The organism is Thermoactinomyces sp. CICC 10521 (genome assembly GCF_016055135.1).
Taxonomy (GTDB): domain Bacteria; phylum Bacillota; class Bacilli; order Thermoactinomycetales; family Thermoactinomycetaceae; genus Thermoactinomyces_A; species Thermoactinomyces_A daqus.
Genome location: NZ_JAECVZ010000002.1, coordinates 84,508 through 106,993, shown reverse-complemented (window position 1 = coordinate 106,993; position 22,486 = coordinate 84,508). Strand labels below are relative to the sequence as shown.

23 protein-coding genes are annotated in these 22,486 nt (G+C 50.1%); 11 read left to right on the top strand and 12 right to left on the bottom strand.

The features are described 5' to 3' along the window. Nucleotides 1-34 precede the first annotated feature (34 nt). On the bottom strand, nt 35-247 hold the full coding sequence (gene copZ, locus I8U17_RS02480; RefSeq protein WP_033101047.1) for a copper chaperone CopZ: 213 nt from the start codon (nt 245-247) through the stop codon (nt 35-37). Nucleotides 248-639: 392 nt separating this feature from the next. On the opposite strand from copZ, the gene I8U17_RS02475 reads away from it, so the two are divergent. Continuing rightward, nucleotides 640-2,235 (top strand): multicopper oxidase family protein, encoded by a 1,596-nt coding sequence (locus tag I8U17_RS02475; RefSeq protein WP_198055448.1) that lies wholly within the window; start codon nt 640-642, stop codon nt 2,233-2,235. A 136-nt stretch (nt 2,236-2,371) separates the two neighbouring features. On the opposite strand, the gene I8U17_RS02470 is transcribed toward I8U17_RS02475, so the two are convergent. Both I8U17_RS02470 and I8U17_RS02465 read right to left on the bottom strand, forming a co-directional pair. After that, entirely contained in the window at nt 2,372-3,430 is a 1,059-nt protein-coding gene (locus I8U17_RS02470; RefSeq protein WP_033101046.1) for a sensor histidine kinase, read from the bottom strand. Continuing rightward, nucleotides 3,427-4,368 carry a response regulator transcription factor gene (locus I8U17_RS02465; protein WP_370589201.1) on the bottom strand — a complete coding sequence of 314 codons (942 nt, stop codon included), beginning with the start codon at nt 4,366-4,368 and terminating at the stop codon, nt 3,427-3,429. The genes I8U17_RS02470 and I8U17_RS02465 overlap by 4 nt, the downstream gene beginning before the upstream one ends. 21 nt (nt 4,369-4,389) lie before the next feature. Here I8U17_RS02465 and yunB point away from each other — a divergent pair, with 21 nt between their 5' ends. Beyond that, on the top strand, nt 4,390-5,028 hold the full coding sequence (gene yunB, locus I8U17_RS02460) for a sporulation protein YunB (RefSeq protein WP_309485156.1): 639 nt from the start codon (nt 4,390-4,392) through the stop codon (nt 5,026-5,028). 197 nt (nt 5,029-5,225) lie between these two features. Continuing rightward, entirely contained in the window at nt 5,226-5,606 is a 381-nt protein-coding gene (locus I8U17_RS02455) for a hypothetical protein (RefSeq protein WP_198055450.1), read from the top strand. Nucleotides 5,607-5,665: 59 nt separating this feature from the next. Here I8U17_RS02455 and I8U17_RS02450 read toward each other — a convergent pair whose 3' ends face one another. Beyond that, nucleotides 5,666-7,579: a peptidoglycan recognition protein family protein gene (locus I8U17_RS02450; RefSeq protein WP_198058987.1), complete on the bottom strand. Its 1,914-nt coding sequence runs from the start codon at nt 7,577-7,579 to the stop codon at nt 5,666-5,668. A 268-nt stretch (nt 7,580-7,847) separates the two neighbouring features. Next, nucleotides 7,848-8,570 carry a BUD32 family EKC/KEOPS complex subunit gene (locus I8U17_RS02445; RefSeq protein WP_198058986.1) on the bottom strand — a complete coding sequence of 241 codons (723 nt, stop codon included), beginning with the start codon at nt 8,568-8,570 and terminating at the stop codon, nt 7,848-7,850. Nucleotides 8,571-8,860: 290 nt separating this feature from the next. Here I8U17_RS02445 and deoD point away from each other — a divergent pair, with 290 nt between their 5' ends. The 3 genes from deoD to I8U17_RS02430 all read left to right on the top strand — a co-directional run bounded on the left by deoD (nt 8,861) and on the right by I8U17_RS02430 (nt 12,031). Then, nucleotides 8,861-9,568 carry a purine-nucleoside phosphorylase gene (gene deoD, locus I8U17_RS02440; protein ID WP_198059026.1) on the top strand — a complete coding sequence of 236 codons (708 nt, stop codon included), beginning with the start codon at nt 8,861-8,863 and terminating at the stop codon, nt 9,566-9,568. 221 nt (nt 9,569-9,789) lie between these two features. Then, a complete protein-coding gene (locus I8U17_RS02435) occupies nt 9,790-11,160 on the top strand; it encodes an aspartate aminotransferase family protein (RefSeq protein WP_198055453.1) in 1,371 nt (456 codons plus the stop codon). 4 nt (nt 11,161-11,164) lie between these two features. Further along, nucleotides 11,165-12,031: a MurR/RpiR family transcriptional regulator gene (locus tag I8U17_RS02430; protein WP_033101043.1), complete on the top strand. Its 867-nt coding sequence runs from the start codon at nt 11,165-11,167 to the stop codon at nt 12,029-12,031. A gap of 332 nt (nt 12,032-12,363) precedes the next feature. On the opposite strand, the gene I8U17_RS18705 is transcribed toward I8U17_RS02430, so the two are convergent. From I8U17_RS18705 to I8U17_RS02415, 3 genes are all read right to left on the bottom strand, one after another. Further along, a complete protein-coding gene (locus tag I8U17_RS18705; RefSeq protein WP_198055454.1) occupies nt 12,364-12,528 on the bottom strand; it encodes a YciI family protein in 165 nt (54 codons plus the stop codon). Further along, entirely contained in the window at nt 12,512-12,679 is a 168-nt protein-coding gene (locus I8U17_RS02420; protein WP_198055515.1) for a hypothetical protein, read from the bottom strand. The genes I8U17_RS18705 and I8U17_RS02420 overlap by 17 nt, the downstream gene beginning before the upstream one ends. Before the next feature lie 89 nt (nt 12,680-12,768). Beyond that, nucleotides 12,769-13,257 carry an RrF2 family transcriptional regulator gene (locus I8U17_RS02415; protein ID WP_033101041.1) on the bottom strand — a complete coding sequence of 163 codons (489 nt, stop codon included), beginning with the start codon at nt 13,255-13,257 and terminating at the stop codon, nt 12,769-12,771. Between the two features lie 206 nt (nt 13,258-13,463). On the opposite strand from I8U17_RS02415, the gene I8U17_RS02410 reads away from it, so the two are divergent. Beyond that, on the top strand, nt 13,464-14,117 hold the full coding sequence (locus I8U17_RS02410; RefSeq protein ID WP_198055455.1) for an FMN-dependent NADH-azoreductase: 654 nt from the start codon (nt 13,464-13,466) through the stop codon (nt 14,115-14,117). A 412-nt stretch (nt 14,118-14,529) separates the two neighbouring features. Here the strand turns inward: I8U17_RS02410 and I8U17_RS02405 are convergent, their stop codons facing one another. Continuing rightward, entirely contained in the window at nt 14,530-15,066 is a 537-nt protein-coding gene (locus I8U17_RS02405) for a PolC-type DNA polymerase III N-terminal domain-containing protein (RefSeq protein WP_033101039.1), read from the bottom strand. Between the two features lie 225 nt (nt 15,067-15,291). Between I8U17_RS02405 and I8U17_RS02400 the strand changes: the two genes are divergently transcribed. Both I8U17_RS02400 and I8U17_RS02395 read left to right on the top strand, forming a co-directional pair. Further along, entirely contained in the window at nt 15,292-16,521 is a 1,230-nt protein-coding gene (locus I8U17_RS02400; RefSeq protein WP_033101038.1) for a multidrug effflux MFS transporter, read from the top strand. A 131-nt stretch (nt 16,522-16,652) separates the two neighbouring features. Next, entirely contained in the window at nt 16,653-17,777 is a 1,125-nt protein-coding gene (locus I8U17_RS02395) for a glycerate kinase (RefSeq protein WP_198058985.1), read from the top strand. 63 nt (nt 17,778-17,840) lie between these two features. Here the strand turns inward: I8U17_RS02395 and I8U17_RS02390 are convergent, their stop codons facing one another. Next, nucleotides 17,841-17,993 carry a hypothetical protein gene (locus tag I8U17_RS02390; RefSeq protein WP_181735391.1) on the bottom strand — a complete coding sequence of 51 codons (153 nt, stop codon included), beginning with the start codon at nt 17,991-17,993 and terminating at the stop codon, nt 17,841-17,843. A gap of 149 nt (nt 17,994-18,142) precedes the next feature. Here I8U17_RS02390 and I8U17_RS02385 point away from each other — a divergent pair, with 149 nt between their 5' ends. Then, nucleotides 18,143-18,904 carry a sulfite exporter TauE/SafE family protein gene (locus tag I8U17_RS02385; protein WP_198055457.1) on the top strand — a complete coding sequence of 254 codons (762 nt, stop codon included), beginning with the start codon at nt 18,143-18,145 and terminating at the stop codon, nt 18,902-18,904. Nucleotides 18,905-19,038: 134 nt separating this feature from the next. Here the strand turns inward: I8U17_RS02385 and I8U17_RS02380 are convergent, their stop codons facing one another. Together I8U17_RS02380 and I8U17_RS02375 are read right to left on the bottom strand one after the other, a co-directional pair. Then, nucleotides 19,039-21,156, bottom strand: coding sequence for a heavy metal translocating P-type ATPase (locus tag I8U17_RS02380; RefSeq protein WP_198055458.1), 2,118 nt, complete (start codon nt 21,154-21,156; stop codon nt 19,039-19,041). After that, entirely contained in the window at nt 21,140-21,514 is a 375-nt protein-coding gene (locus I8U17_RS02375; protein ID WP_033101034.1) for an ArsR/SmtB family transcription factor, read from the bottom strand. The genes I8U17_RS02380 and I8U17_RS02375 overlap by 17 nt, the downstream gene beginning before the upstream one ends. A gap of 313 nt (nt 21,515-21,827) precedes the next feature. On the opposite strand from I8U17_RS02375, the gene I8U17_RS02370 reads away from it, so the two are divergent. Next, nucleotides 21,828-22,397 (top strand): nitroreductase family protein, encoded by a 570-nt coding sequence (locus I8U17_RS02370; protein ID WP_198055459.1) that lies wholly within the window; start codon nt 21,828-21,830, stop codon nt 22,395-22,397. Nucleotides 22,398-22,486 lie beyond the last annotated feature (89 nt).

Genomic DNA, 22,486 nt, shown 5'->3' with positions numbered 1-22,486 from the left:
CTCCGCTTGAAGCCGGGGAAATCCCCTTTGGCGCTTACGAACGGACAACATCATATCCTTGATCTTCAATCGTCTCGATCAGTTGCTCCACATTCACGGCACCATCCTCAAATTCTATATCAACCAGACCCTCATTCAAGCGCACCGTGACTTCGCGAACGCCATTCAGTTTCCCGACGCTGGTTTCAACTGCATTGACACAATGGTTGCAGGACATGCCGTTTACTTTCAGTGTAACTTGAGCCATCGCTATTTCCTCCTCATTCAGGTACATTGATTTTAGGTAACGACAAAAGATTTTTGAGTTGCGCACTCATGGTAACTTGCAGACTTAACATTTCCTTTGTCAAAATCCGGCGTTTGGCCAATCAACATACCTGTTCTTTATTAACATTCTTCACATTCAATATACTATACCCCCCTACTGTATTTCAACGGGGAGCGGGGAAAAAGATATCAACGTATACGCAGATTTTCCTTCCATTTCCTCTATCTTCATTATTTCTTCATATTTCACTTTTATGATGAAATCACGGGAGCGGATTTGTTCGACATGCTCCGCTCCCATCCCGTCCTTCAACTTCTTTTTATATATTTCGCCAATCACGGCTTTGCTGAAGAAAAGTGGAGGAATTGCTGATGAAGAAAAAAGGAGTTATTCTTCTTTCCGTTTTTGTGGCCGTCGTCGCGATCATCGCCATTGTCGCGGCGGTGACCGTCACCCTTTCCGGGGAAAAAGACAGCGCAAATCCGACTCCGGCACTGGCCGTTCCCAAAGTTTCCAAAGACGCGCAGGGAAGGCCCCTGAAGGAGTTTACCATCACGGCCAAACCGGCGAATTGGACGCTGCAACCGGGGATTCAGGTTGATGCGCTGACTTATGACGGAACCGTTCCCGGAAAAACAATCAAAGTCACTCAGGGAGATCATGTCAAAGTTCAACTGATCAATCAGATGAACGAACCGGTCACTATTCATTGGCATGGTTACCCGGTTCCCAACGGAATGGACGGTGTGGCCGGTCTGACTCAAGCTCCGGTAGCTCCCAAGCACAGCTTTACGTATGATTTCATAGCCAAAGTTCCCGGAACTTATTTTTACCACTCCCACTATAACAGTTCCACCCAGGTGGATCGAGGGTTATATGGAGCCTTCATCGTCCTGCCCAAGAAAGAAACGGTAAAATACGATCACGACTATGTTCTGATTTTGGATGAATGGATGTCCTCGCAAACGAAAATGGAGATGGATTACGCTTCAATGGACATGGAAGGCATGGATCATTCGAAAATGAATATGGATCACGCTTCGGCGGACATGGGAGACATGGATCACTCGGGGATGCACATGGAAGGCACGGATCATTCAAAGATGAATACGGATCACGATGAAATGATGAAAATGATGTACGATCTCTATTCCGTCAACGGAAAGACCGGGTCCGCCATCCGGCCGCTGAGGGTGAAAAAAGGAGAACGGGTTCGGTTGCGCTTCATTAATGCCGGTTATCAGACCCACATGCTGCACCTGCAAGGACAAAACTTCAAAATCGTTGCCGAAGACGGCAATGCGATTCCAAATCCGGCGGAGGTAAAGGATCAGCTGATTCCGGTCGGAGCGTCCGAACGGTATGAAATCAGCTTTGTTGCCGACCACAGTTTTGCCATCGACCTTCATGACAGAACCAAGGGAGCCAAATCCTTCCTGCTTCCCGTCGAAGTGGAAGGCAGCCAGACAACCGTAAAAGCCGATCACGAAAAAAATCTGCCTGTTTGGGATTTGGCCAAATACAATCAGGATCAGACGAAGTCCCCCGTCTCTTTCCGGTCTTCGTACACGCTCCACCTCAACACGAAAACGGAAAACGGGGTGCAAGTCTATACGATCAATGGCAAAACATGGCCAAACACCGATCCTCTGCCGGTCAGGGCCGGGGAACAAGTCGAGGTCACCCTGATAAATGAGGGAAAATCCGTCCACCCGATGCATCTGCACGGTCACAAGTTTCTCGTGCTGTCGGTCAATGGAAAACCCGTTTCCGGCCAGGTTTACAAGGATACAATCCAGGTGAACCCCGGGGAAACGGTTGTGATCACCTTTAAGGCGGACAATCCCGGTGTCTGGATGTTCCACTGCCATGATCTGCACCATGCAGCCATGGGCATGATGACCGATGTAACATACCAGGGCTACAAAGGGACTGATCCGGACAAACGCAAACAAGTGCACGAATAGAAAACCGGCTCCTTTTTCGGAAAATCCGGGAAGAAGACCCATGCAACGCAAAAAGGAGTGGATTCCCCCACTCCTCCGACATGCAACCGAAAATATGGGACGAATCGGTATGTGCCGGTTTGTCCCTTTTTGCTGCTTATTTCGGCAAAGAGAGCACCACCCTCGTTCCACGTCCCTCCTCACTTTCGATGCAAATCTCTCCCTGATGGGCTTCAACCAGCTTCTTTACGATCGTCAAACCGATGCCTGTCCCTTTGCGCCGTCCTCCCGCCCGATCGCCACGATAAAACCGCTCAAACACCTTGGGGATTTCTTCAGCAGGGATCCCCATCCCCGTGTCCTCCACCACCACGATGGCCTGCTCCTCCCTGTTTGTCACCCTGACGGTGACTGTTCCCTCCGGAGGGGTAAAATCAAGGGCGTTGGACAACAGATTGAACAATATTTGCGTGAAGCGGTAGCGATCGACGGGCACGACCACCGCCTCCTCCCCGGCAAATTTCAGATTCACCTTCTTCTGCACAAACGGCGTTTCCATCGTTTGCAGGAATTGCCGGATGATCTCCACGAGATTTTCCGGCTGCCGGTTCAATTTGAATTGCGGTGAATCCAGCCCCTGTAATTGTTCCAAGTCGCCGACCAAATGAATCAGCCGTTCAATTTCTTCATAACAAGCATGGAGACGTTCCGGGGTCGGGCTCCAAATCCCGTCCTCAAAAGCTTCCATATGGCTTTTCAGCGTAGCCAGAGGGGTTCTTAACTCATGGGCCAAGTCAGCGGTCAAATTTTTGCGGAATGCCTCCTGTTTTTGCAGTTCCTCCGTCAGGTGATTGAGCGCCTGCCCGAGTTCGGCCAATTCGTCGTTTCCCGAGACGGCGATGCGGGATGTCCACTTGCCCTGTTTCATCCGTTCGGCCACTTCCTTCATCTTGATCAGGGGCGCACTGATGCGCTTGGCCAGATAGAGACTGATCATGACAGCCAGTGCGATCGTGCCGATCATCGTCCACAAGGTTGATTGGACCAATGCCTGCTGCAGATGATAAACAAGCAGCACCGTGCCTGGATCAAGCTCCGGGTACTCACGCAGATACATCGAAAAGTGATAACGGATTTCCAGCAGCAAAAAGAGGATGGCCAAACCGATCATCCCGCAGGCAACACCGATAAACGCTCCGGTCAAACGCCTTTTCATCGGCTTCGCTCCCTTGGCGCAAACCGGTATCCAAATCCGTAAACAGTCTGAATGTATTCCGGCGTCCGCGGGTCGGATTCAATTTTGTGGCGCAAGTTTTTCACATGTTGGTCAATGGTCCGGTCATCTCCGTGGTAATCATAGCCAAAAGCCTTGATCACCAATTCTTCGCGGGAAAAAGGACGGCCGGGGTGACGGGCCATCACGGAAAGAAGTTTGTATTCAGCCGGCGTGAGGTGCACCGTTTTTCCCTGCTTCCACACCGTCTGCGCCCCGGAATCGATGACCAGATCGCCACCGTTGAAGGTGACTCTCGTCGCCAGCAAATCCGGTCCCGACCTGCGCAAGATGGCCTTGACGCGGGCAATCAGCTCCCGGGGGCTGAACGGCTTGATCACATAATCATCCGCCCCGAGCGCCAAGCCTTTGATCCGGTCTTCTTCACCGACCTTCGCCGTCAGCATGATGATCGGCACCGGCGACTGTTCCCTGATTTGTTGACACAACGTTTCTCCCGGCACATCGGGCAGCATCAAATCGAGAATCACAAAATCGATCGCTTTTCCGGCAAACAGCCGCAAACCTTCCGTGCCCGTTGCCGCTTCCCATACAGTAAAACCCTCGTTTTGCAAATATGAGACGATCACATCCCGAATTTTTTGTTCATCCTCGATCACCAAAAACTCTCTCATCTCGATCTCTCCGTTTCGACCGGTTCCGGTCGCTTCTAACCGCCCCGGCTCTTGAATACGTTTTAAAAAGTATGATGTGGACACTGAGGGGTGAGCAAAACCATGCCATTCCGCCGCCGTTTGTTCTACCGAAACCATCTCCGGTTTAAGCGGCCCTTTCACTTTCCGCTGCCATCGATCCGGTTCCCGTCCTTCTCTCTTCCCCGAAGAAACAAAATCAGCAAAAAAACGCCGGCGCCATTTCATTTCCGTTTTCATCCCCATCCGGTGTTTCGCCTGAGGAGAGCATCCATTCCGATCATGATTATCATTCTGTTTTCCTTCTTGATTTTCTCTTTGTGGAATCTCGAGCGGGAATTGGAGCCCATTTTGAGGGCCATCGCCCAGGAGGAAGCGAAAAAAATCGCCCAGCACGCTTTCTCCAACGGCATCGAGCAAATGCAGAAAGCCTTGAACGGCCGTTTGCAACCGATTGCCACCCTGCAGACAGACCATCAGGGAAAAATCGCCGGAGTGAGTTTTAATACGCAAACCGAAGCAGCCATATACAAAATCGTCTCGGAAAAGTTACTTGAAGAGTTGGACAAAACCCGGGAGTACAGCGTAAAGTTATCGCTCGGGGAAATCACGCAAAGCAGCATCCTGTCCGATTACGGCCCCGAACTTCCCTTAAAATTGTGGATTGAAGGTTCTCCGCATGTGACATTTTCATCCGAAATCGTATCACGGGGGATCAATACGGCTCAAGTCAATATCTATCTCAACGCTGACATCGAAGTGAAAACGCTTTTGCCGCTCACTAAGGACCGGCTTCATTTAAAATTCAACCAGCCATTGGCCCAACAAGTGATTGTCGGCGATGTTCCTGATTTTTATCCGATCGGAATCGATACGATAAAAAAATGAATCCCTTTAAAATAATTTTCACTTTGTCAACTGGAAACATTTACTTTATACTAAATTTAGAAGATTTATTTGGGTGAAGGAATTTTTGAAAACGTGCGGCACTTATCACCCGTCGGAAAAATCTTCTCCGACCTCTTCCAAGCTCGTGCAAAAGCTGCCTGATATATCAAAGAGAAATCGTTTGAGGTGATCATATCTTGCGTTTTCGCCATGTTGGCCTGCTCGCAGTACCTTTTTTATTGCTGAGCGGATGTACAACACAAGCGCCGGAACAGGCGGGCAGCGATTCATCGCAGCTCGAGAAAACCACAGTCCCGGTCACGATTCAACTGGTTGACCCGAAAGGGAACCCGCTCACCCAACAACCCGTCGGAATCGAATTGAAGGATACGCCAAAAGGGCGTGTCACTCCGACGATCTCCAATCTCACTGATCAAGCGGGAAAATTCGAAACCGAAGTAACCCCGAACAAAACATACAAACTGGAAATCAATAACCAGGGCAAAATCGTGACCAAAGAGTTTAAAGTGACCCAAGCCAACAAAACTTTGGTCATTTCTGTGGAAAACGGTTCCTGAGGAAAAATGAAAAAAGCCGCTATCTCGCAGGAGATAACGGCTTCTTTTTTATTTCGCATCTATGGATGGATCACATCCACATCCGAAGCCCGGACAAAGGCGAACCGGTGGTTGAAATGAATCCGGTAAAACTCTTGCTGTCCGCAAATCATTTTATGAGTGGCATAGGGATCATCGGTGAAGACCTTTGCGTAATAATAATCGCCTTTCACTTTTTCCTCGGCCACATAGACTTGCCCTGCCGGGATTTTGTACTGCAAGGGAATCAGGGCTGCGGGGGTAATTCCCGCGGGATAAGCGGCATCCTCCGGATAGGCTGCCCCATAGACGGGAATCTCCTGAACTCCTTTTTTCGGCGCAATCAAAGTTCCTCTGCCCGGCACCGTATTTTGATGATGCGGATTATAAAACCAGGCTTTTTGCCCTCCGTACCAGATGGCATCCCAGTCCCCCTTGTGCTCCGCCAAGTAATACGTTTGTCCGGTGACCGCTTTGTCCCCCCAGTCGAGCCCTTGCCGGGTCCCCGGTCTATTCAGCGCCGGATCATCCAGCAACGGTGCATCAAAGCTCGGCTCTGAATAGAGGTAAACGAAGTTGGAAGGCTGCGGGTTCACTCCATCAATCGGGGGCCGGTTGGTTTGGAAATTGGGTTTGATTGTGACCACATTTTTATTTCCGAACTTCGGGATAATCGGGGCCCCCAGAAGCTCCATGTAATGGTTCCAATCCCAAAACGGCCCGGGGTCTTGATGCATGGAAGACTGGTAGTTCGGTGACAGACCGGGAACTTCGTCATGACCGAAGATATGCGCCCGATCGAGCGGAATGCGGTATTTAAGCGCCAAGTAGCGCACCAGTTTGGCCGAAGAGCGGTAAAGCTGTTCGTTATACCAGGCTGCCCCTTCCATGGCATAACCCTCATGTTCAATTCCGATGCTGTGTGAATTGATGTACCAGTTGCCCGCCTGCCAGGCGATATCCTTGTTTTTCACCATTTGGGTCACTTCGCCGTCCTGGGAGCGGATCACGTAGTGGGCGGAAACAAATGCATCCGGATTGGCAAACAGTTTAATCGTATCCAAATAGTTTTCTTCTGTATCATGAATGATGATATAGCGGATTTTCCCACCGAAATCGGGGCGATCTGCCAGATCATAGTTACTGTAATCTCCGGGAGCTTCACTCCGCTGTATATAAGCGGCCGGAATAAAGCGACAGGGAAGACCGGAGGGGCAGTCAGCTCCCGTCCAATCGGCATTCTGCAAATGAAGGGATTTCACTGCTTGCCGATTCGGCTCAACCTTCTCCGGCCGCAGTTTCACTTGTTGCCCGCTCGTCGTTGTCCGTTCGACACCTTGATTGATGGTATCAAAAACCTGATCGGCAAAATCGAGTGCCACATCCGCCTCTGATGAACCGCTGTACTTCGCCACTGCCCCATACCAATCGCCAATTTCGGACGGAACCTCTCCCGTCGTTTGTCTGGCGTACTGCGCAAGGAGCGCTGCGGCTCCCCGGATGTTTTGCCTGGGATCCTGCTTCAGCCGTTCCGGGCTCTCTCCGAGTAACGCTGCCGCCGTCTTCAGCGTATGCAGCCCCAGGTTTTGGCTCACCTCTTTCACCGTCAGCCGAGCCGCTTCATCTTTGCCGTTACGGCGCAATTTAGCGGGGTCAATATCAGTCAAATGCATAAGTCCGTACCCGCCCGACACACTTGGCTTCCCGTCATGCTGTTCAAAAAGGGAAACATTATAAGAGACGGACAGCAAGATCTCCTCCGGCACTTTAAACTCCCGGGCCGCGCTGGCGAAATCATCCTGAAGTTGACGGTCATTGCCGGTTTGCGCATAGACTTGAAAAGCGTAACTCTTCCCGGCCAAACTGCTTCCCCACGGAACCAGTCCGGCTGTCAGGCCCGCCACTGCCACTACTGCGATCAGCCTTCTGAGACGGCCTTTTTTCTTAATCGACAATCAAATCCCTCCTTGACGCAGGGGACAGATCCGATCAGGCATGCCGGAACACTTTCTCCAAAATCACGCCCATCGAATGCCTGTCACATTCATATGATTAACTATATTTCTTTCTACAACAGGCATAAAAAAACCTACTTTATTTTGCCCACGAAGCGATATGGATTTGGAGGGAGAGATTTTCAGAAGGGGGCCTCATACGCGGCCAAACCCGGGAATTTAGAAAAAACCTCTGCCGGAACAAATGCTCCAACAGAGGTTCGCTCACTCATGAAGAGAAGAAATGGTGATGGTGACGATGATGGCGATGACGGCGGTGAGAAGAAGACGAGTGACTGTGACTGTAGCTGTGACTATAGCTGTGACTGTAGCTGTGGCTGTGACTGTGCGAGTGTGAATAAGAGTGATAATGGTAATGGCGGCGATGGCGCCGGTGTTTCTTCCATGAGGAGGAAGAGAAGAATCCGCAGTAATACTTCAGGATCTCCAGGTTCCTTTCCACTTTCTCCTTGAACTGCGCACTGTCACGGGTAAAGAAAAAGCGGCCGGTATCGACAATTCTGATCCGGTTGTCTTGATCCACCATCATATTGTTCAAGTGTAAATCACTTGGAATAATCCCTTTCTTGTAACAATCTTCCGCATATTTTTCCAGTTGCCAGTAATACCGGTCAGGCAGCTTTCCACCCGCTTTCACCATTTCACCCAACGTGTGACCGGACACTTTCTCGACAACCAAAAATCTTCCCTGCCGTTCTTTATAATAAAGCGTGGGAAAAGCAGAATAGCCCCGCATGTAATTCAATACCCGATCGTCATCGTTTTCGCTGTAATTTTCCTTGAACACCTTGACTGCATATCCCTCATAATCATACACTTTGCCGCTTAACCCCTCACCGAGCAACGGGTAACTTTCTTCAATCGCTCCCGACAATACCATCTCGGATAATGTTTCGATTGCCTTGCAATCCAATGAAAACGGCTGCTTCATCCTGTTTCCTCCCTATATGTTTTCCAGAGTCTATTTTCACTTTTTCTCGCAGCTTGAAACCTCTGACAGAAAATATTCATGCTTCCTTTTCTAAAATATTCGCTCCATCGCCAATCATTCCAGGGGCCCAAAGGCATTCTCCCCTGCAAGCTTCTTCCATTCAGTGAGAAATTCTCTGTCTGTTTTCAAGAAAGAGTTGTGAAACGGCAAGATATTGGGATAATATTGGTCGTAGTCTGGAAAAGAGGAGGTGAATGCCGTTACCAACCATCGGTGTAACGGTATCACAGATGAGTGTTCATATTGGAGCAAAACAGGGTCAAATTGCCGAAAACATTCTGCTGCCCGGAGACCCGCTCCGCGCAAAATATATCGCGGAAACTTTTCTTGAGGAACCTTCCTGCTATAATCAGGTGCGCGGGATGCTCGGTTTTACCGGTACATATAAGGGGAAACGAGTCTCCGTACAGGGAACCGGCATGGGAGTGCCCTCCATCTCCATCTATGTAAATGAATTGATTCGCGAATACGGCGTGAAAAAACTGATCCGTGTCGGAACCTGCGGTGCGATCCAAAAAGACGTTAAGGTTCGTGACGTGATTTTGGCCATGACATCCTGCACCGACTCCGCTGTCAACCGGCAAACGTTTCCCGGATTTGACTTTGCCCCTTGCGCCGACTTTGATTTGCTGAACAAGGCTTATCAGGCTGGTGTGGAAAAAGGGTTGCACGTTCGCGTCGGAAATGTGTTAACCTCGGATACCTTCTACCGTGACAGCATGGAGCCGGTCAAAAAACTGGCTGATTACGGTGTATTGGCTGTCGAAATGGAAACGACCGCCCTCTATACTCTGGCCGCCAAATACGGCGTTCACGCCCTGTCCGTCCTTACCGTCAGCGATCATATTTTTACCGGTGAAGAGACGACGGCGGAAGAGAGACAAACAACTTTCCACGATATGATGTTGATGGCGCTTGAGGCCATAACCAGAGACTGACTGATTCCCTGCCGAAAGGCGGGGTTTTTTATATGCCCTGCCAGTTCCGTCAAAAAAGGGAGCATTATTGCGGAAGAAAGGATTGATCGCGCCAATCGGGCTGAAACGCCTCCAGAACGCTGTTGATGACATTCGACAAAATGAGAGAAACGGCGAAAAATGAAATAAATACTCCGTTGCGAATATTTAATGGAGTATATATTACAAACGAGGTGGAAATCATGGATCATCACGCCCTCCTTCTCTCCAAAACCAAACGCTCTGCTGAAGCCTATCGGGAGGCGGCAAGATGGATTCCGGGCGGAGTAACGGCAAACATCAAATACTTTGAACCGTATCCGATCATCATGGAATCTGCTGACGGCCCCTATCTGTACGATGTTGACGAAAATCGCTATATTGATTACAACTTATGTTACGGAGCGTTAATCCTGGGACATGGCCATCCCAACGTCAAAAACGCGCTGCAAACACAACTGGAGAAAATCGGAACCACGATCTTCGGCACTCCCCATCAGCTGGAAACGGAGATGGCCCGCACGCTGGCCGGCCTTTACCCGGGGATCGACCAGGTTCGCTTTACCAATTCGGGCCTGGAGGCGACTTTGTTGGCCATTCGTCTGGCCATGGCCTGGACAGGCCGAAAAAAACTGGCCAAATTTGAAGGCCACTATCACGGCGCTTACGATCAGGTTTTGATCAGCGTCAATCCGCATAAACGGAACCGGCATGAACCCCCTTCCCCGGCTCCCGACTCAAGGGGCCTGCCGGAATATTATACAAAAAACACCATCATTCTGCCTTTTAACGATTTGGAACAAACGGCGGAAATCCTCAGCAGACACCGGCATGAAATTGCCGCCGTGATTCTCGAACCGATTCAGGGAGGATTCATTCCGCCGGAGCTTCCGTTTTTGCAAGGGCTGAGAAAATTAACCGGTGAGTACGGGATTGTGCTCATCTTTGACGAGGTAAAAACCGGGTTTCGCATCGGCATATCCGGAGCGCAGGGATTATACGGGGTTGTGCCCGATTTAACCGCCCTCGGAAAAGTGCTGGGAGGCGGTTTTCCGGTCGGAGCCGTCGGCGGCCGGCGGGAAATCATGGAATTATGCTCACCTGCAGGCGGCACTGACATTTTGACCACCCAGTCTGCCGGCGCTGCTTCTCAGGGCAAACCCTTGTTTCACAGCGGTACGTATAACGGCCATCCATTAGTCCTCAGCGCCGGGCTTGCGACCATTCAGACATTGGCCGAGCCCGAACTTTACCGGCAGCTGGAGGAGAACACCGCGCGGCTTAAAGCCGGATTTGAGGAAATTGCCGTTCGCCATGGAATCACCGCCCGGACAGTCGGTGTCGGGAGCATCTTCAACCTGGTGTTCACCGACCGCCCGGTGCGCCAAATTCAGGACGTATTGGCCTCAAATCTGTCGCTGCGCAAAAAACTGGATCAGTATTTGCTGGAGAACGGGATTTTTATCAAACCCCTCAATCGCTTCTCCATGTCGGTTGTCCATACCGAAAAAGTGGTGGATGATACACTGGAACGATTTGAAAACGGGGTGAAAAAACTGAAAGGAAAGGCGTGATCGTTTGCCGGAACACAGCGACATCTTTGCCAGAATCCGTGCGCAAAGCGGCCGGATGAGCAAAGCCCAGCGGCGGATCGCAGCATATCTTGAAGCCCATCCGGATACCGTTCCTTTTTTAACCACGGCCAAATTGGCAAAGCAAGCGGGGGTCGGCGAGGCGACGGTCGTTCGCTTCGCCTCTGCCCTCGGCTTTTCGGGCTTCACGGAAATGCAGCAGCATTTGCAGGAGCAGCTCCGCAGACGGGTGACAACGGTGGAGCGGCTGGATTTGAATGCGGACCTCTATCCTGAAGAACAACGGATTGCCTACGAAGTGCTCACCGATGATATCGCCAACCTGAAACAAACGATGCAGATGCTGGATGCGGAAACCTTCAGCGAAGCGGTAAAACGGATCCATCAGGCCGCATCGGTCACCATTGTCGCCCTGAGAAGCTCGCATTCACTCGGTTCCTTTCTCGCATTTTACTTCCAGTTACTGCGAAAAAACACGCAGTTCATCACTGATTCCGATACCATGTTTGAAAAGCTGGCCCACCTGAACAAGGAAGATCTGGTGATCGGCATCAGCTTTTCCCGGTATACAGCCAGAACGGTGGAAGCGATGCGCTTTGTGCGGGAACGCGGGGTTCAGACTCTGGCCATCACTGATGCCCATCATTCCCCCCTCGCCGCGGTCTCCGATCTTAGTCTCATCGCCTCGAGCAGCCTGCCGTCCTTTCTCGATTCTTTCGTCGCTCCGCTCAGCCTGATCAATGCATTGTTGACGGCGGTGGCAAGAATGAACCGGCAGGAAGTAACCCGGCATTTGGAGAGAATGGAGCGTTTGTGGGAACAGGAAGGAATCTATCATTCTGATGAAAAGTGAGCTCCGATGCGTTGAACGACCATGACGGCCGGGAGATTGTCGGAAGATTTTCCGGTCTCAAAAAGAACGCCCTCCCCCCAAAATCCTGTCAAACCCGGTGTGCTCATTAAGATAATAAAAAACCTTTCAAGGAAAATGGTCCTTCCCTTGAAAGGTCCGCTTGTTGACAAAACCTCAAAAAACAGGAATCCCTGGGTCCGGGTGCTACTCTTCACTCCCGTCTCCTTCACCGCAAAGATCGCAGCGAAAAAGCACCCGTCCCCCTCCATTTTTTCAGTTCCCCCATCGACGTGAATTCTCCTTGTTTCCGCGATCCGCCAGAATAGCGATTGTTATTCCTCAAGGCGGTCCAATACCTCTTCCAAAAGAAAATTGTTTTCAAAAGTGGCTTCTTGAACCTCAACGATTTTTTGTGTTTGATAGTATCCTGCCTGGGAAAAAGGATCTCCCTTTAATAGTTCCTCGGCTTCTTTTTGTGATTCAGCTTTGAGAATCATTAAAGCTGTGCCGTCTACACAAGGACCGCAAAATGGTAATTTTCCTTTTTTCTTTTAATGAACGTAAATACTCAACATGCCCAACAACAAGTTCTTTGGACATGAGATGCTTTTGCTTGTCAGAAAGATGGACGTTAAATTGTTTGCTCATTTAGGCCTCTCCTTTAAATAAGGATTTGGTCATGAAACCGGGTCAGCAAACACCGGAGTGGATCAATTGAATTCCGGCCTTGACACATGTCAGTTGCTCTTCGAAAAATATTCCCGGGTATCTTTGCGTATATGTTTGGGCAAGACGCGATCAAGCTCTTCATTTAACCAGGCCAGTGTTTTACTGCGCAAGTAATCACGCATTTTTTCTTCCGCAGAGAGCATAACTGAATTGATGGTGCAAAAGGAGGGAGCAGAGCAACAGTTTTCCCTGTACAAATATCCATTGTCTTTAATGTTTTTACATTGGAATATAGGCTTTGAACCTTCAACTGCTTCAATCACATCCCAAAAGGAAATATCCTCCGGCTTCCTGGATAACCTATACCCTCCCTTTACACCAGGTACAGAACTGACAATCCCAGCCTTGGATAATTTACCAAAAACTTTGGAAAGATATGTCTCAGAAACCCCTTGGAATTCTGCCAAATCCTTTATCCCAACACTTTTATCGGAAGGAACATCGATTAAATAAACCAGACAATGTAAAGCATATTCAACACCGACACTATACTGCATATTTCTTCACCTTCTTTTGATTTTAAAGATTAATCCAGTTGTATCTTAGAAATATGTAGAGTCTTAGTCAAATAAAAGAAATCGATGCGATTAAATGATTCTTCATTTGACAAAGATGATGAAAGTCTTTATTATGGATAAATGTAATCGTCGATTAACTAAGTCCATAATTAGGGACTGAAATTCATTTTATCGGAGGAATAAAAATGAACAAAACGCTTATTATCAACGCACATCCAAAGACAGATGATCCTTCTTCAGTGAGCTTGCAGGTTCTCAACCACTTTTTGAAAGCTTATAAAGAATTCACAAACGGAAGCGAAGTAATTGAACAGATTAACCTGTACAGTGAAGACGTGCCCATGATTGATAAAACAGTTTTAAGCGCATGGGAAAAGCAGCAAAAAGGACAGGAGCTAACCAGCCAGGAGCAACAGGTAACAGAACGCATGTCGGAGATCTTACAACAATTCAAAAGCGCAAATACGTATGTCATCGTTTTGCCTTTGCATAATTTCAATATTCCATCAAAGTTAAAAGATTATATGGATAATATCATGATCCCACGTGAAACGTTCAAGTATACCGAAAACGGATCAGTGGGTCTGCTTAAAGACGGACGAAGATTGCTTGTGATCCAAGCAAGCGGAGGAATCTATACAAATAATGATTGGTATACAGAAGTTGAATACTCTCACAAATACCTGAAATCAATGTTTAATTTCCTCGGGATCGAAGATTATCAAATCATCCGTGCACAAGGAACTAATATATTGGAGCCAAATGAAGTATTGCAAAAAGCATTTAAAGAAGCTGAAGAAGCTGCTTTCAGATTGGCATCTAAATCAAAACGGTCCTGAAGGAAAAGAGATATAAGCGGTATCGGGCAGGGCGGGCCGTTCCCCCTCTAAAAACCGTGCACACGTATTTCACCGTACACGGCTCAGGTCTCTTTAAACGTCCCGTATTCTGGATGCAAGAGACTCGGTTCCCTTGTAAATCGGAACTGCCAAAAGATCGATCACCAGACGGTGCGATTGTGCCATCATGTAAGTCTGGTGATCTTTTCTTATGGTCAATCGGCATCAGATCGCGCGAAAAAACATCAAACCGGCCGGGCCCCGCACTTTCAGTCAATCCCCGTCCTGAATCATCGCCGGTCAGATTAAAAGTGGGCAAAATTTCTGCCGTTTCAGTTCGCGATCGCTCATTTTCGGAAGCAATGCTCCTTTGATGTTTGCACGGCCTGAAGCTGTTCTGCCTGCGCCTTTTTTATTCCGGAAACCGTTCAGAAGAAGGATCTTCATCCGGTTGGCGGCATAACAGAACAACCGGCAGTCCCCTGCCCGTAATGCGCCGGTAAAACCGTTCTACATGACGATCGATCTCCCGCTGCCGCGCCATCTGCAAAACAGCCGGATTGGCAAAAATCACTTCAATCTTCGCACCATTGATCCGCCACTCCGCTTGCCCGAACCAGGTAGCCGCTGCGGGTGTAACCAGTTTCTGCAAATTTTTTTGAATAAAATATTTGTACTTTTGCAACACGACCGGATGCTCAACCGCGTCATACTCAAACCGGACGGAGACGCGAATGGCCGGATGAAAATGTTTTTTTACCCTGGACCGGAACTCCTGCCAAATATCCGGATCGAGAGGTTCAACAAGATGCAAACAGAGTTGCCAGGTTCGTTTCTCCTGATCCACGATCACTTCTTTGATATAACCACCATGAAAATGCCGGTTCAGCCAATCTTCGGGCAATTCCGTCTCGCGAAAAAGGTTGATCAGCGCCTTCTTTCCTTTCACCTCTCTCAACCTCCCGGTCTTCTTATAACAGAGAGTTTATCAGAAAAAAAACGGCGGAACCAGATCAGTTTAAAATATTGAAACAACAAGGAATAGCCGAAAAGATCAGGTTGACGTCCATGTTGGAATACCTTAAAATCATTTCGATTAACGAAAACTTTCCATTTCTAACAAATTACTTGTTCAGCATCATCTGATTTAACCATGAGGGAGGTTTCAACATAGATGAGCAAATCGCTCGGCAGTTACGACACAACCCTACTGAAATCCACCCGATCACGCCGAGCTGGAATGATCTTTCTGCTGGGATCTCTTGTCTCCTTCGGCCCTCTGTCCATTGACATGTATTTGCCTTCGCTGCCCGTTCTGGCCAAGGGGCTTCACACCAGCACATCGCTCTCCCAGCTCAGCCTGACATTCTGTTTAATCGGGCTCTCGCTCGGGCAATTGGTCGCAGGCCCGCTCAGCGATACGCGCGGCCGGCGGCTTCCGCTTCTTTGCGGGCTCGTCCTTTATACCGTTTCATCCCTGTTATGTGCTTTCAGCTCTTCGATTTGGGTCTTGATCCTGCTCCGGTTGATCCAGGGACTGTCGGGGGGTGCGGGCATTGTCATCGCCCGTGCCATCGTGCGCGATCTCTACTCAGGTCCGGAGTTGACCAAATTCTTTTCTCTTCTCATGCTGGTCAACGGTGCGGCCCCGATCCTCGCTCCGATCATCGGCGGACAGTTGCTAAACATCACCTCTTGGCGCGGGGTATTCATCGTGCTGAGCATTGCGGGTGCGATCATGATGCTCTCCACTTTGTACACCCTGCCGGAAACACTGCCTGTCGATCGCCGGGCCAAAGGCGGAATCAAAAATACCCTGTCCACCATCCGCAATCTCGCCGGTGACCGTCTTTTCATGGGCTATGTGCTGGCGCAAGGAATGGTGACCACCGCCTTGTTTGCCTATGTTTCCGGTTCTCCGTTTGTCCTGCAAGACATTTTTGGCGTCTCGCCGCAAATGTTCAGCCTCTTCTTTGCCATTAACGGCTCCGGCATCATCATCGCCAGCCAGGTCACCGGGAGACTGGCAGGGCGGGTCGGCGAAGCAAAGCTTCTCCTCATCGGGCTTGGCATAGCCGCAACCGGCGGGGTTCTGCTGCTGGCCGCCATTTTGCTCGGTGCCGGTCTGGCAGCCATTTTACCTCCCTTGTTCATGGTGGTCTCCAGCGTCGGAATGGTTTCGAGCGCAAGTTTTTCTCTGGCGATGCAAAACCAGGGAAAAGCAGCAGGGAGCGCTTCGGCATTGCTCGGATTGCTCTCCTATGTTTCCGGCGGAATCGCTGCCCCGCTCGTGGGCATCGCCGGTAACCATTCCGCCGTGCCTATGGGAATCATCATCGCTCTGGCCGAAGCCGGCGCCGTTCTCAGCTACCTGCTCCTCATTCGCAAGCGGAAATCCTCCTGATTTGCCAAAATCCCGTTATTCCTCCCTCTGTGGCTGGAAAAACGGGATTTTATTTTTTAAAGAGCAGAATGACTTTTATCTGAAAATGAATTACCATAAACGAAAACACCCATACACTGAGAGGAAGCTTTATGAGAATCATCATTGCACCCGATTCGTATAAAGGCAGTTTGCCGGCCAAAGAAGTAGGACTCACCATTATGAAGGCGTTTACATCGGAAATTCCCGAGGCTGAGGTAACGGTGATTCCGATGGCGGACGGTGGTGAAGGCACGATTGACGCAGTGGTTTATGCCACCGGCGGTAAAACACAATCCGTCGAAGTGGCAGGACCGCTCCTCAAGCCTGTCACGACCTGCTACGGTGTGATCGACAAACAAACGGCAGTCATTGAAACAGCCAATATCGCCGGCTTGCCCATGGTGCCCAAAAACGAGCGAAACCCGTTGCACACTTCAACCCTCGGCATCGGGCAAGCGATCAGACATGCCTTGGATCAAGGCTACCGGCGCTTTATCGTCGGACTGGGGGGAAGTGCGACCAATGACGGGGGAATGGGCATGCTTCAGGCGCTGGGAGCCACTTTCCTCGATGCACAAAATCAACCGCTGCCCCCGGTCGGAATCTCGCTCGATCACGTTGTCAAAACCGACCTCAGCGGATTGGATCCCCGTCTGTTTGAAAGTGAAATTCTCGTCGCCAGCGATGTGCAAAATCCGCTGTGTGGCGACCAGGGAGCAACCAGCGTCTTCGGTCCGCAAAAGGGGGCAACCCCCGAACAGCTGAAACAGCTGGAACGGGGCATGCAAAAGTATGCGCGGTGCCTCGAAACACTGACAGGCAGGTCACTGCAAACGGTTCCCGGAGCCGGGGCTGCCGGCGGTCTGGGATTTGCTTTCCTCCTGTTGCAAGCCAAAATAAAAAGCGGGGCAAAGCTGATCGCAGACCTGGTTCATTTGGAGGAAAAAATCGCCGGAGCTGACTGGGTGATTACCGGCGAAGGAAAAACTGACTTCCAGACCCAATACGGCAAGCTTCCCGTTTTCGTGGCGCAATTGGCGCAAAAACACGGTGCCAAAGCACTCCTCCTCTCCGGCAGCATCGAACCGGGAGCCGAAGCTTTAAGCAGCCATTTTGTCAGTCTGCACTCCATTCAACGAAGACCGCTCTCTCTGGAAGAGGCCATGGACCAAACCGCTTCCCTTCTGATGGAAACCGCCCGAAACCTGGCGCGCCTGATCAAGGTTTGTTCCTGAAAATCCGGCACAGCAAACAGGAAAACCCGCCTTCCCGATCACATGCCGGGCGGCGGGTTTGTTTCAGTCAGATGGATCGACTTCATCTAAAGACAAAGTTGTGACCTCTGTATAATCGCCCCGGGCAATTTCCTCTTTCGTCGCTTTCTTCTCCAATTCCTCATGATCGTTTAACCCGGGAGCGATTTTGTTCGCTTCTTTCTGCTTTTCCTTCATTCCGATGCCTCCTTTTGAATCCTTAGTTTGCGCGATGATTGCCCGGAAAATTCATTTTGCGATCAGCGGTGAAAATCGTGGTAATATAAAAAAAAACGATTTTACCACACAAAAAACGCAAAAATTACAGTATAGGAGACACCCAAGAGATGGAACATTTAAACATTGGCATGCTTCTGTTTTTGATCGCATCCGGCTTTTTGGCCTCGTTTATCGACTCCGTGGTGGGGGGAGGCGGCCTGATCTCCATTCCCGCCCTGATGATGACCGGGCTGCCGCCCACCGTCGTGCTGGGAACCAACAAACTGGCGGGCACGATTTCCTCTCTGACCAGTACCATTACATATATCCGTTCCGGGAAAATCAATTTTCGACTGGTCAAATATCTCCTTCCTTTGTCGTTCGCCGGTTCGATATTGGGCGTTTATACTGTCAAGCAAATCTCTTCCGATTTTTTAAGACCGTTGATCATCATTTTCTTAATCCTGGTTACGTTTTATTCTTTGCTGAAAAAGGAGTGGGGGCGGGAATCGAAGTTTGAACAATTTACGGTCAAGACCGGTATTTTCATTGCCATGGCCAGCTTTGCCATCGGTTTTTATGATGGTTTTTTCGGTGGGGGAACCGGTTCTTTTCTCATGTTTTCGTTTTTGCTGCTGGGGTTTGATTTCATCCAGGCTGCGGCAAAAGCCCGGTTGCTCAACTTCACCAGCAACATAGCCGCACTCATCTTTTTTATCTGTCTACATGATGTCAATTTTGTCTATGGAATTCCCATGGGAACAGCCATGCTGTTGGGCGCGCTGGTCGGCTCAAATGTCGCTCTGCGCAAAGGGGCCTCCTATGTCAAAGTGCTGTTTGTCTCGGTCACCATTCTTCTGATCGGCAAACAAATTATTGATTATCTGTAAAAGAGATCGAAAATCTATGATGAGGATTCACCATTGCCCACGAACGGGTGATCTTTGCAAAACAGGCGCCGAACTTGCGGGAAGAATCTTTCTTTCGCATTCGGCGCCTGTGTCCGCTTCCGTATAAAACGGCTTTATTCCTTGATTTTCAGAAGTCTCATCGCATTCAGAGTGACGATCAGGGTGCTGCCCATATCGGCAAAAACGGCCATCCACAGCGTTAACCATCCCGGAATGATAAGCAGCAAAGCGAGAAGCTTGATGGCAAAAGAGATGGTGATGTTTTGCTTGATAATGCCAAGCGTTTTGCGGCTCAGCCGGATGGTAAACGGAAGTTTTCGCAAGTCATCTCCCATAAGCACAATATCCGCTGTCTCCAATGCCGCGTCTGTTCCTGCCCCGCCCATGGCAATGCCGACTGTTGCAGCAGCCAAGGCCGGGGCATCATTGACGCCGTCTCCGACCATTGCCACCCGGTTTCCGCTGTTACGGACCGCTTTGATCCGCTCCAATTTTTCCTCAGGCAAAAGCTCCGCTTCAATTTCCCTGATCCCCAACCGGTTGCCTATGGCGTCGGCTGTCTCGCGGTTATCCCCTGTCAGCATGACGGTTCTCCTGATTCCGATCCGGTGCAACCGCTCTACCGCTTCCCGGCTGTGCTCACGAAGTTCATCGGAAATGGCGGCCAGTGCCAAGGCTTTCTCTTCATCAGCCAGCAGCACGACCGTTTTCCCCTGTTTTCGATAGCTTTTCACCTTTTCTTCAATGTCAATCGGAATGCCGTTCGGCAGGATTTCTGCCAACCAATCCGGACGGCCCGCATAATAGTGCTTTCCGTCCACTTTGGCCCGGACGCCTTTTCCGGTAACCGATTGAAAATCTTCTGCTTCCCCAACCAAAACTGCCGACTCCTTCGCTTTATCCAGCAGGGCGGCGGCCAGCGGGTGCTGCGAATGACGTTCAATCGAGGCGGCAATTTGCAAGTGGGCCTGTTCTTGGCCGGTGAAGGAAATAAAATCTGTAACCACCGGGCGCCCCCGCGTCAGGGTTCCGGTTTTATCAAAGGCGATGGCCGTCAAGGAGCCCGCTTCCTCCAAATGGATTCCGCCCTTGATCAGAACTCCGTTTCGTGCCGCGTTTCCAATCGCCGTGACGATGGCTACCGGAGTGGAAATCACCAGAGCACATGGGCATCCGACCACCAGAAGCGCCAGCGCACGGTAAATCCAGACAGACCAAGCCCCGTGAAAAAACAGCGGCGGAATCAAGGCGACGAGCAGGGCAAGGAGCAAAACGGCCGGGGTGTAAACTTTGGCAAACCGGTCGATGAACGCTTGAGAAGAAGCCCTTTCCGCCTGTGCTTCCTCCACCAGATAAATGATTTTGGAAAGGGTGGTGTCCCGAACCTGCTTGGTCACCTTGATTTCCAGGTAACCTTCTTCATTTATGGTGCCGGCAAACACCTCATCTCCCGCCGATTTGGCGACCGGAATCGATTCACCGGTAATGGGGGCCTGGTTGACAGCGGAGGAACCCGACACAACGACCCCATCCATGGCGATTTTCTGCCCCGGCTTGACCAGCAGAATATCCCCTGTTTCGATCTCATCGACAGGCAGGGTGATCTCAGCCTGATTGCGCCGCACGGTCGCCTGTTTCGGGGCCAAATCCATCAGCGAGCGGATGGATTGCCTCGCCTTGTCCATCGAGTATGACTCGAGAATTTCACTGATGGCAAACAGTACGACAACTGTCGCTCCTTCGCCCCATTCCCCGATGGCGGCAGCCCCGACGACGGCGATCGTCATCAGCGCTTTCATATCAAAATCGAGGCGGATCATGCTTTTGATCCCATTCACAAACAGCCCGGCGCCACCGATGAGCATGGAGATCACCATAGTCAAAATCGCAAAGGCGCTCGTTTCACCATACAGATCATCGGCAGCATAACCCAGAAGGAGAAAGATCAGCGCGAAAAATAACCGCTGATTCTCCCGCTTTTTCCAAACCGGAGTCCGTTCCTCCTCTTCACGCAGACCGTCCGGGACCAGCTTCAGGTTTTCAAAGGCCCCTGCTTTTTCCAATTCCTCAAGCGAGGCGGTTCCGTAAACAGTCAGCTTCGATGCACCGAAATTGATCCGGGCATCCTCCACGCCTGGCAGGGCCTTGACGTTCCTTTCAAATTTGGCGGCACATCCGGCGCAGGTCAAACCCTTGACCCTGTACATATGACAATTATCGTTTTTCCCCATTCTCTCCCACTTCTTTCTGATGCAAAAATGCGATCTCGATCAACTGCCGTACATGGTCATCATCAAGCGAGTAAAAAACGAGCTTCCCTTCCTTCCGGTATTTGGCCAGTCCCATGTTTCGCAGCAAGCGCAAGTGATGGGAAGCGGTCGCCAGAGAAGATTCAATAATATTGGCAACATCGCAGACGCACAGCTCCCCCTCCTGCATGAGCGCATAAGCGACCTTCAAGCGGGTCGGATCGGCCAGTGCCTTGAACAGTTGCGCCGTCTCCAGCGGATTCACCGCTTGCAAATGCGCTTGCACCCGCTCCACTTTATCGGCATCAAAACAATAGATCTCACAGCGGTCTTCACTCATACCATGCACCTCGCGCCACAATCTGACGGTTATTTTCTTATATTACAATACTCAAACAACCATTTGAATAATTGATGGGAAATTTAAAATTTCTTTCGCAAAGTGCATTGCAAAATGCGCTGACCTTCCTCCTCCATGCACTTCGTATCGTCACTCAAAGATCCCCCGCGACCCTCACATCCTTGCCGGAATCATCTCAGAATGTGCCGATGTTGTCTGCAAGAATTTTTTCGTCTTGTCAGACCTCTCAATTCTGTATATGATAATGATAATCGTTATCATAAATTGATTCATGATCGCTGGGAGGCAAAACATGAGTAAATCAATCACTCTTCGTTCGTTGACCGAAGTGATTCGGGAGCGGCGGACCGTACGCCAGTTCCGCCCTGATCCGGTTCCGCTGGATGTGATGAAGGAGATTTTGGAAACTGCCAATTGGGCCCCCTTTCACAAGGAAAAAGAGCCATGGCGTTTCCTGCTGGTGCACGGAAATCGCAGGGAGGAAATTATCGCATTATCCATGAAAGTTTACTCCCATCTGCCTGCTCCGACTTTAAAAGCATTTGAAACGTACTTGCGCACCGTCCCCATCTATTTATTCGTCATCATGGAGGAAAGCGAAGAACGACAGCAATGGGAAGATGATCTCTGCGCGACTGCGGCCCTGATTCAAAATATTCAACTTCTCGCCTGGGAGAAAGGGCTTGGCATGGTATGGAAAAGTTATTACGGCACAGATCTGGGGCGGGCTTACCCGGAGAAACTGGGGCTCAAGCCGGGCGAGAAACTGGTTGGTCTCCTTCTGATGGGATATTTTGATCAAGCCCCAAAACCAAAACGCCGCACTCCGCTGTCCGAGTTATTGACGATCCGGGGGGATTAGCACCAAGGCCGCACCCTTCTCCCGGGCCGTCATGGCCTGACTTTCATTGATAATGATTTTCATCTTCATTTTTTTCCGAACTCCCCCTT

Bases quoted from the DNA above. Each gene is read 5' to 3' on its own strand.
- I8U17_RS02380 (WP_198055458.1), bottom strand. From the start codon at position 21,156: ATGGGGAAAAACGATAATTGTCATATGTACAGGGTCAAGGGTTTGACC.
- I8U17_RS02370 (WP_198055459.1), top strand. From the start codon at position 21,828: ATGAGTAAATCAATCACTCTTCGTTCGTTGACCGAAGTGATTCGGGAG.
- I8U17_RS02375 (WP_033101034.1), bottom strand. From the start codon at position 21,514: ATGAGTGAAGACCGCTGTGAGATCTATTGTTTTGATGCCGATAAAGTG.
- I8U17_RS02445 (WP_198058986.1), bottom strand. From the start codon at position 8,570: ATGAAGCAGCCGTTTTCATTGGATTGCAAGGCAATCGAAACATTATCC.
- I8U17_RS02470 (WP_033101046.1), bottom strand. From the start codon at position 3,430: ATGAAAAGGCGTTTGACCGGAGCGTTTATCGGTGTTGCCTGCGGGATG.
- I8U17_RS02435 (WP_198055453.1), top strand. From the start codon at position 9,790: ATGGATCATCACGCCCTCCTTCTCTCCAAAACCAAACGCTCTGCTGAA.
- I8U17_RS02420 (WP_198055515.1), bottom strand. From the start codon at position 12,679: ATGAGCAAACAATTTAACGTCCATCTTTCTGACAAGCAAAAGCATCTC.
- I8U17_RS02410 (WP_198055455.1), top strand. From the start codon at position 13,464: ATGAACAAAACGCTTATTATCAACGCACATCCAAAGACAGATGATCCT.
- I8U17_RS18705 (WP_198055454.1), bottom strand. From the start codon at position 12,528: ATGATTCTCAAAGCTGAATCACAAAAAGAAGCCGAGGAACTATTAAAG.
- I8U17_RS02385 (WP_198055457.1), top strand. From the start codon at position 18,143: ATGGAACATTTAAACATTGGCATGCTTCTGTTTTTGATCGCATCCGGC.
- I8U17_RS02395 (WP_198058985.1), top strand. From the start codon at position 16,653: ATGAGAATCATCATTGCACCCGATTCGTATAAAGGCAGTTTGCCGGCC.
- I8U17_RS02475 (WP_198055448.1), top strand. From the start codon at position 640: ATGAAGAAAAAAGGAGTTATTCTTCTTTCCGTTTTTGTGGCCGTCGTC.
- I8U17_RS02415 (WP_033101041.1), bottom strand. From the start codon at position 13,257: ATGCAGTATAGTGTCGGTGTTGAATATGCTTTACATTGTCTGGTTTAT.
- I8U17_RS02465 (WP_370589201.1), bottom strand. From the start codon at position 4,368: ATGAAATGGCGCCGGCGTTTTTTTGCTGATTTTGTTTCTTCGGGGAAG.
- deoD (WP_198059026.1), top strand. From the start codon at position 8,861: ATGAGTGTTCATATTGGAGCAAAACAGGGTCAAATTGCCGAAAACATT.
- copZ (WP_033101047.1), bottom strand. From the start codon at position 247: ATGGCTCAAGTTACACTGAAAGTAAACGGCATGTCCTGCAACCATTGT.
- I8U17_RS02390 (WP_181735391.1), bottom strand. From the start codon at position 17,993: ATGAAGGAAAAGCAGAAAGAAGCGAACAAAATCGCTCCCGGGTTAAAC.
- I8U17_RS02400 (WP_033101038.1), top strand. From the start codon at position 15,292: ATGAGCAAATCGCTCGGCAGTTACGACACAACCCTACTGAAATCCACC.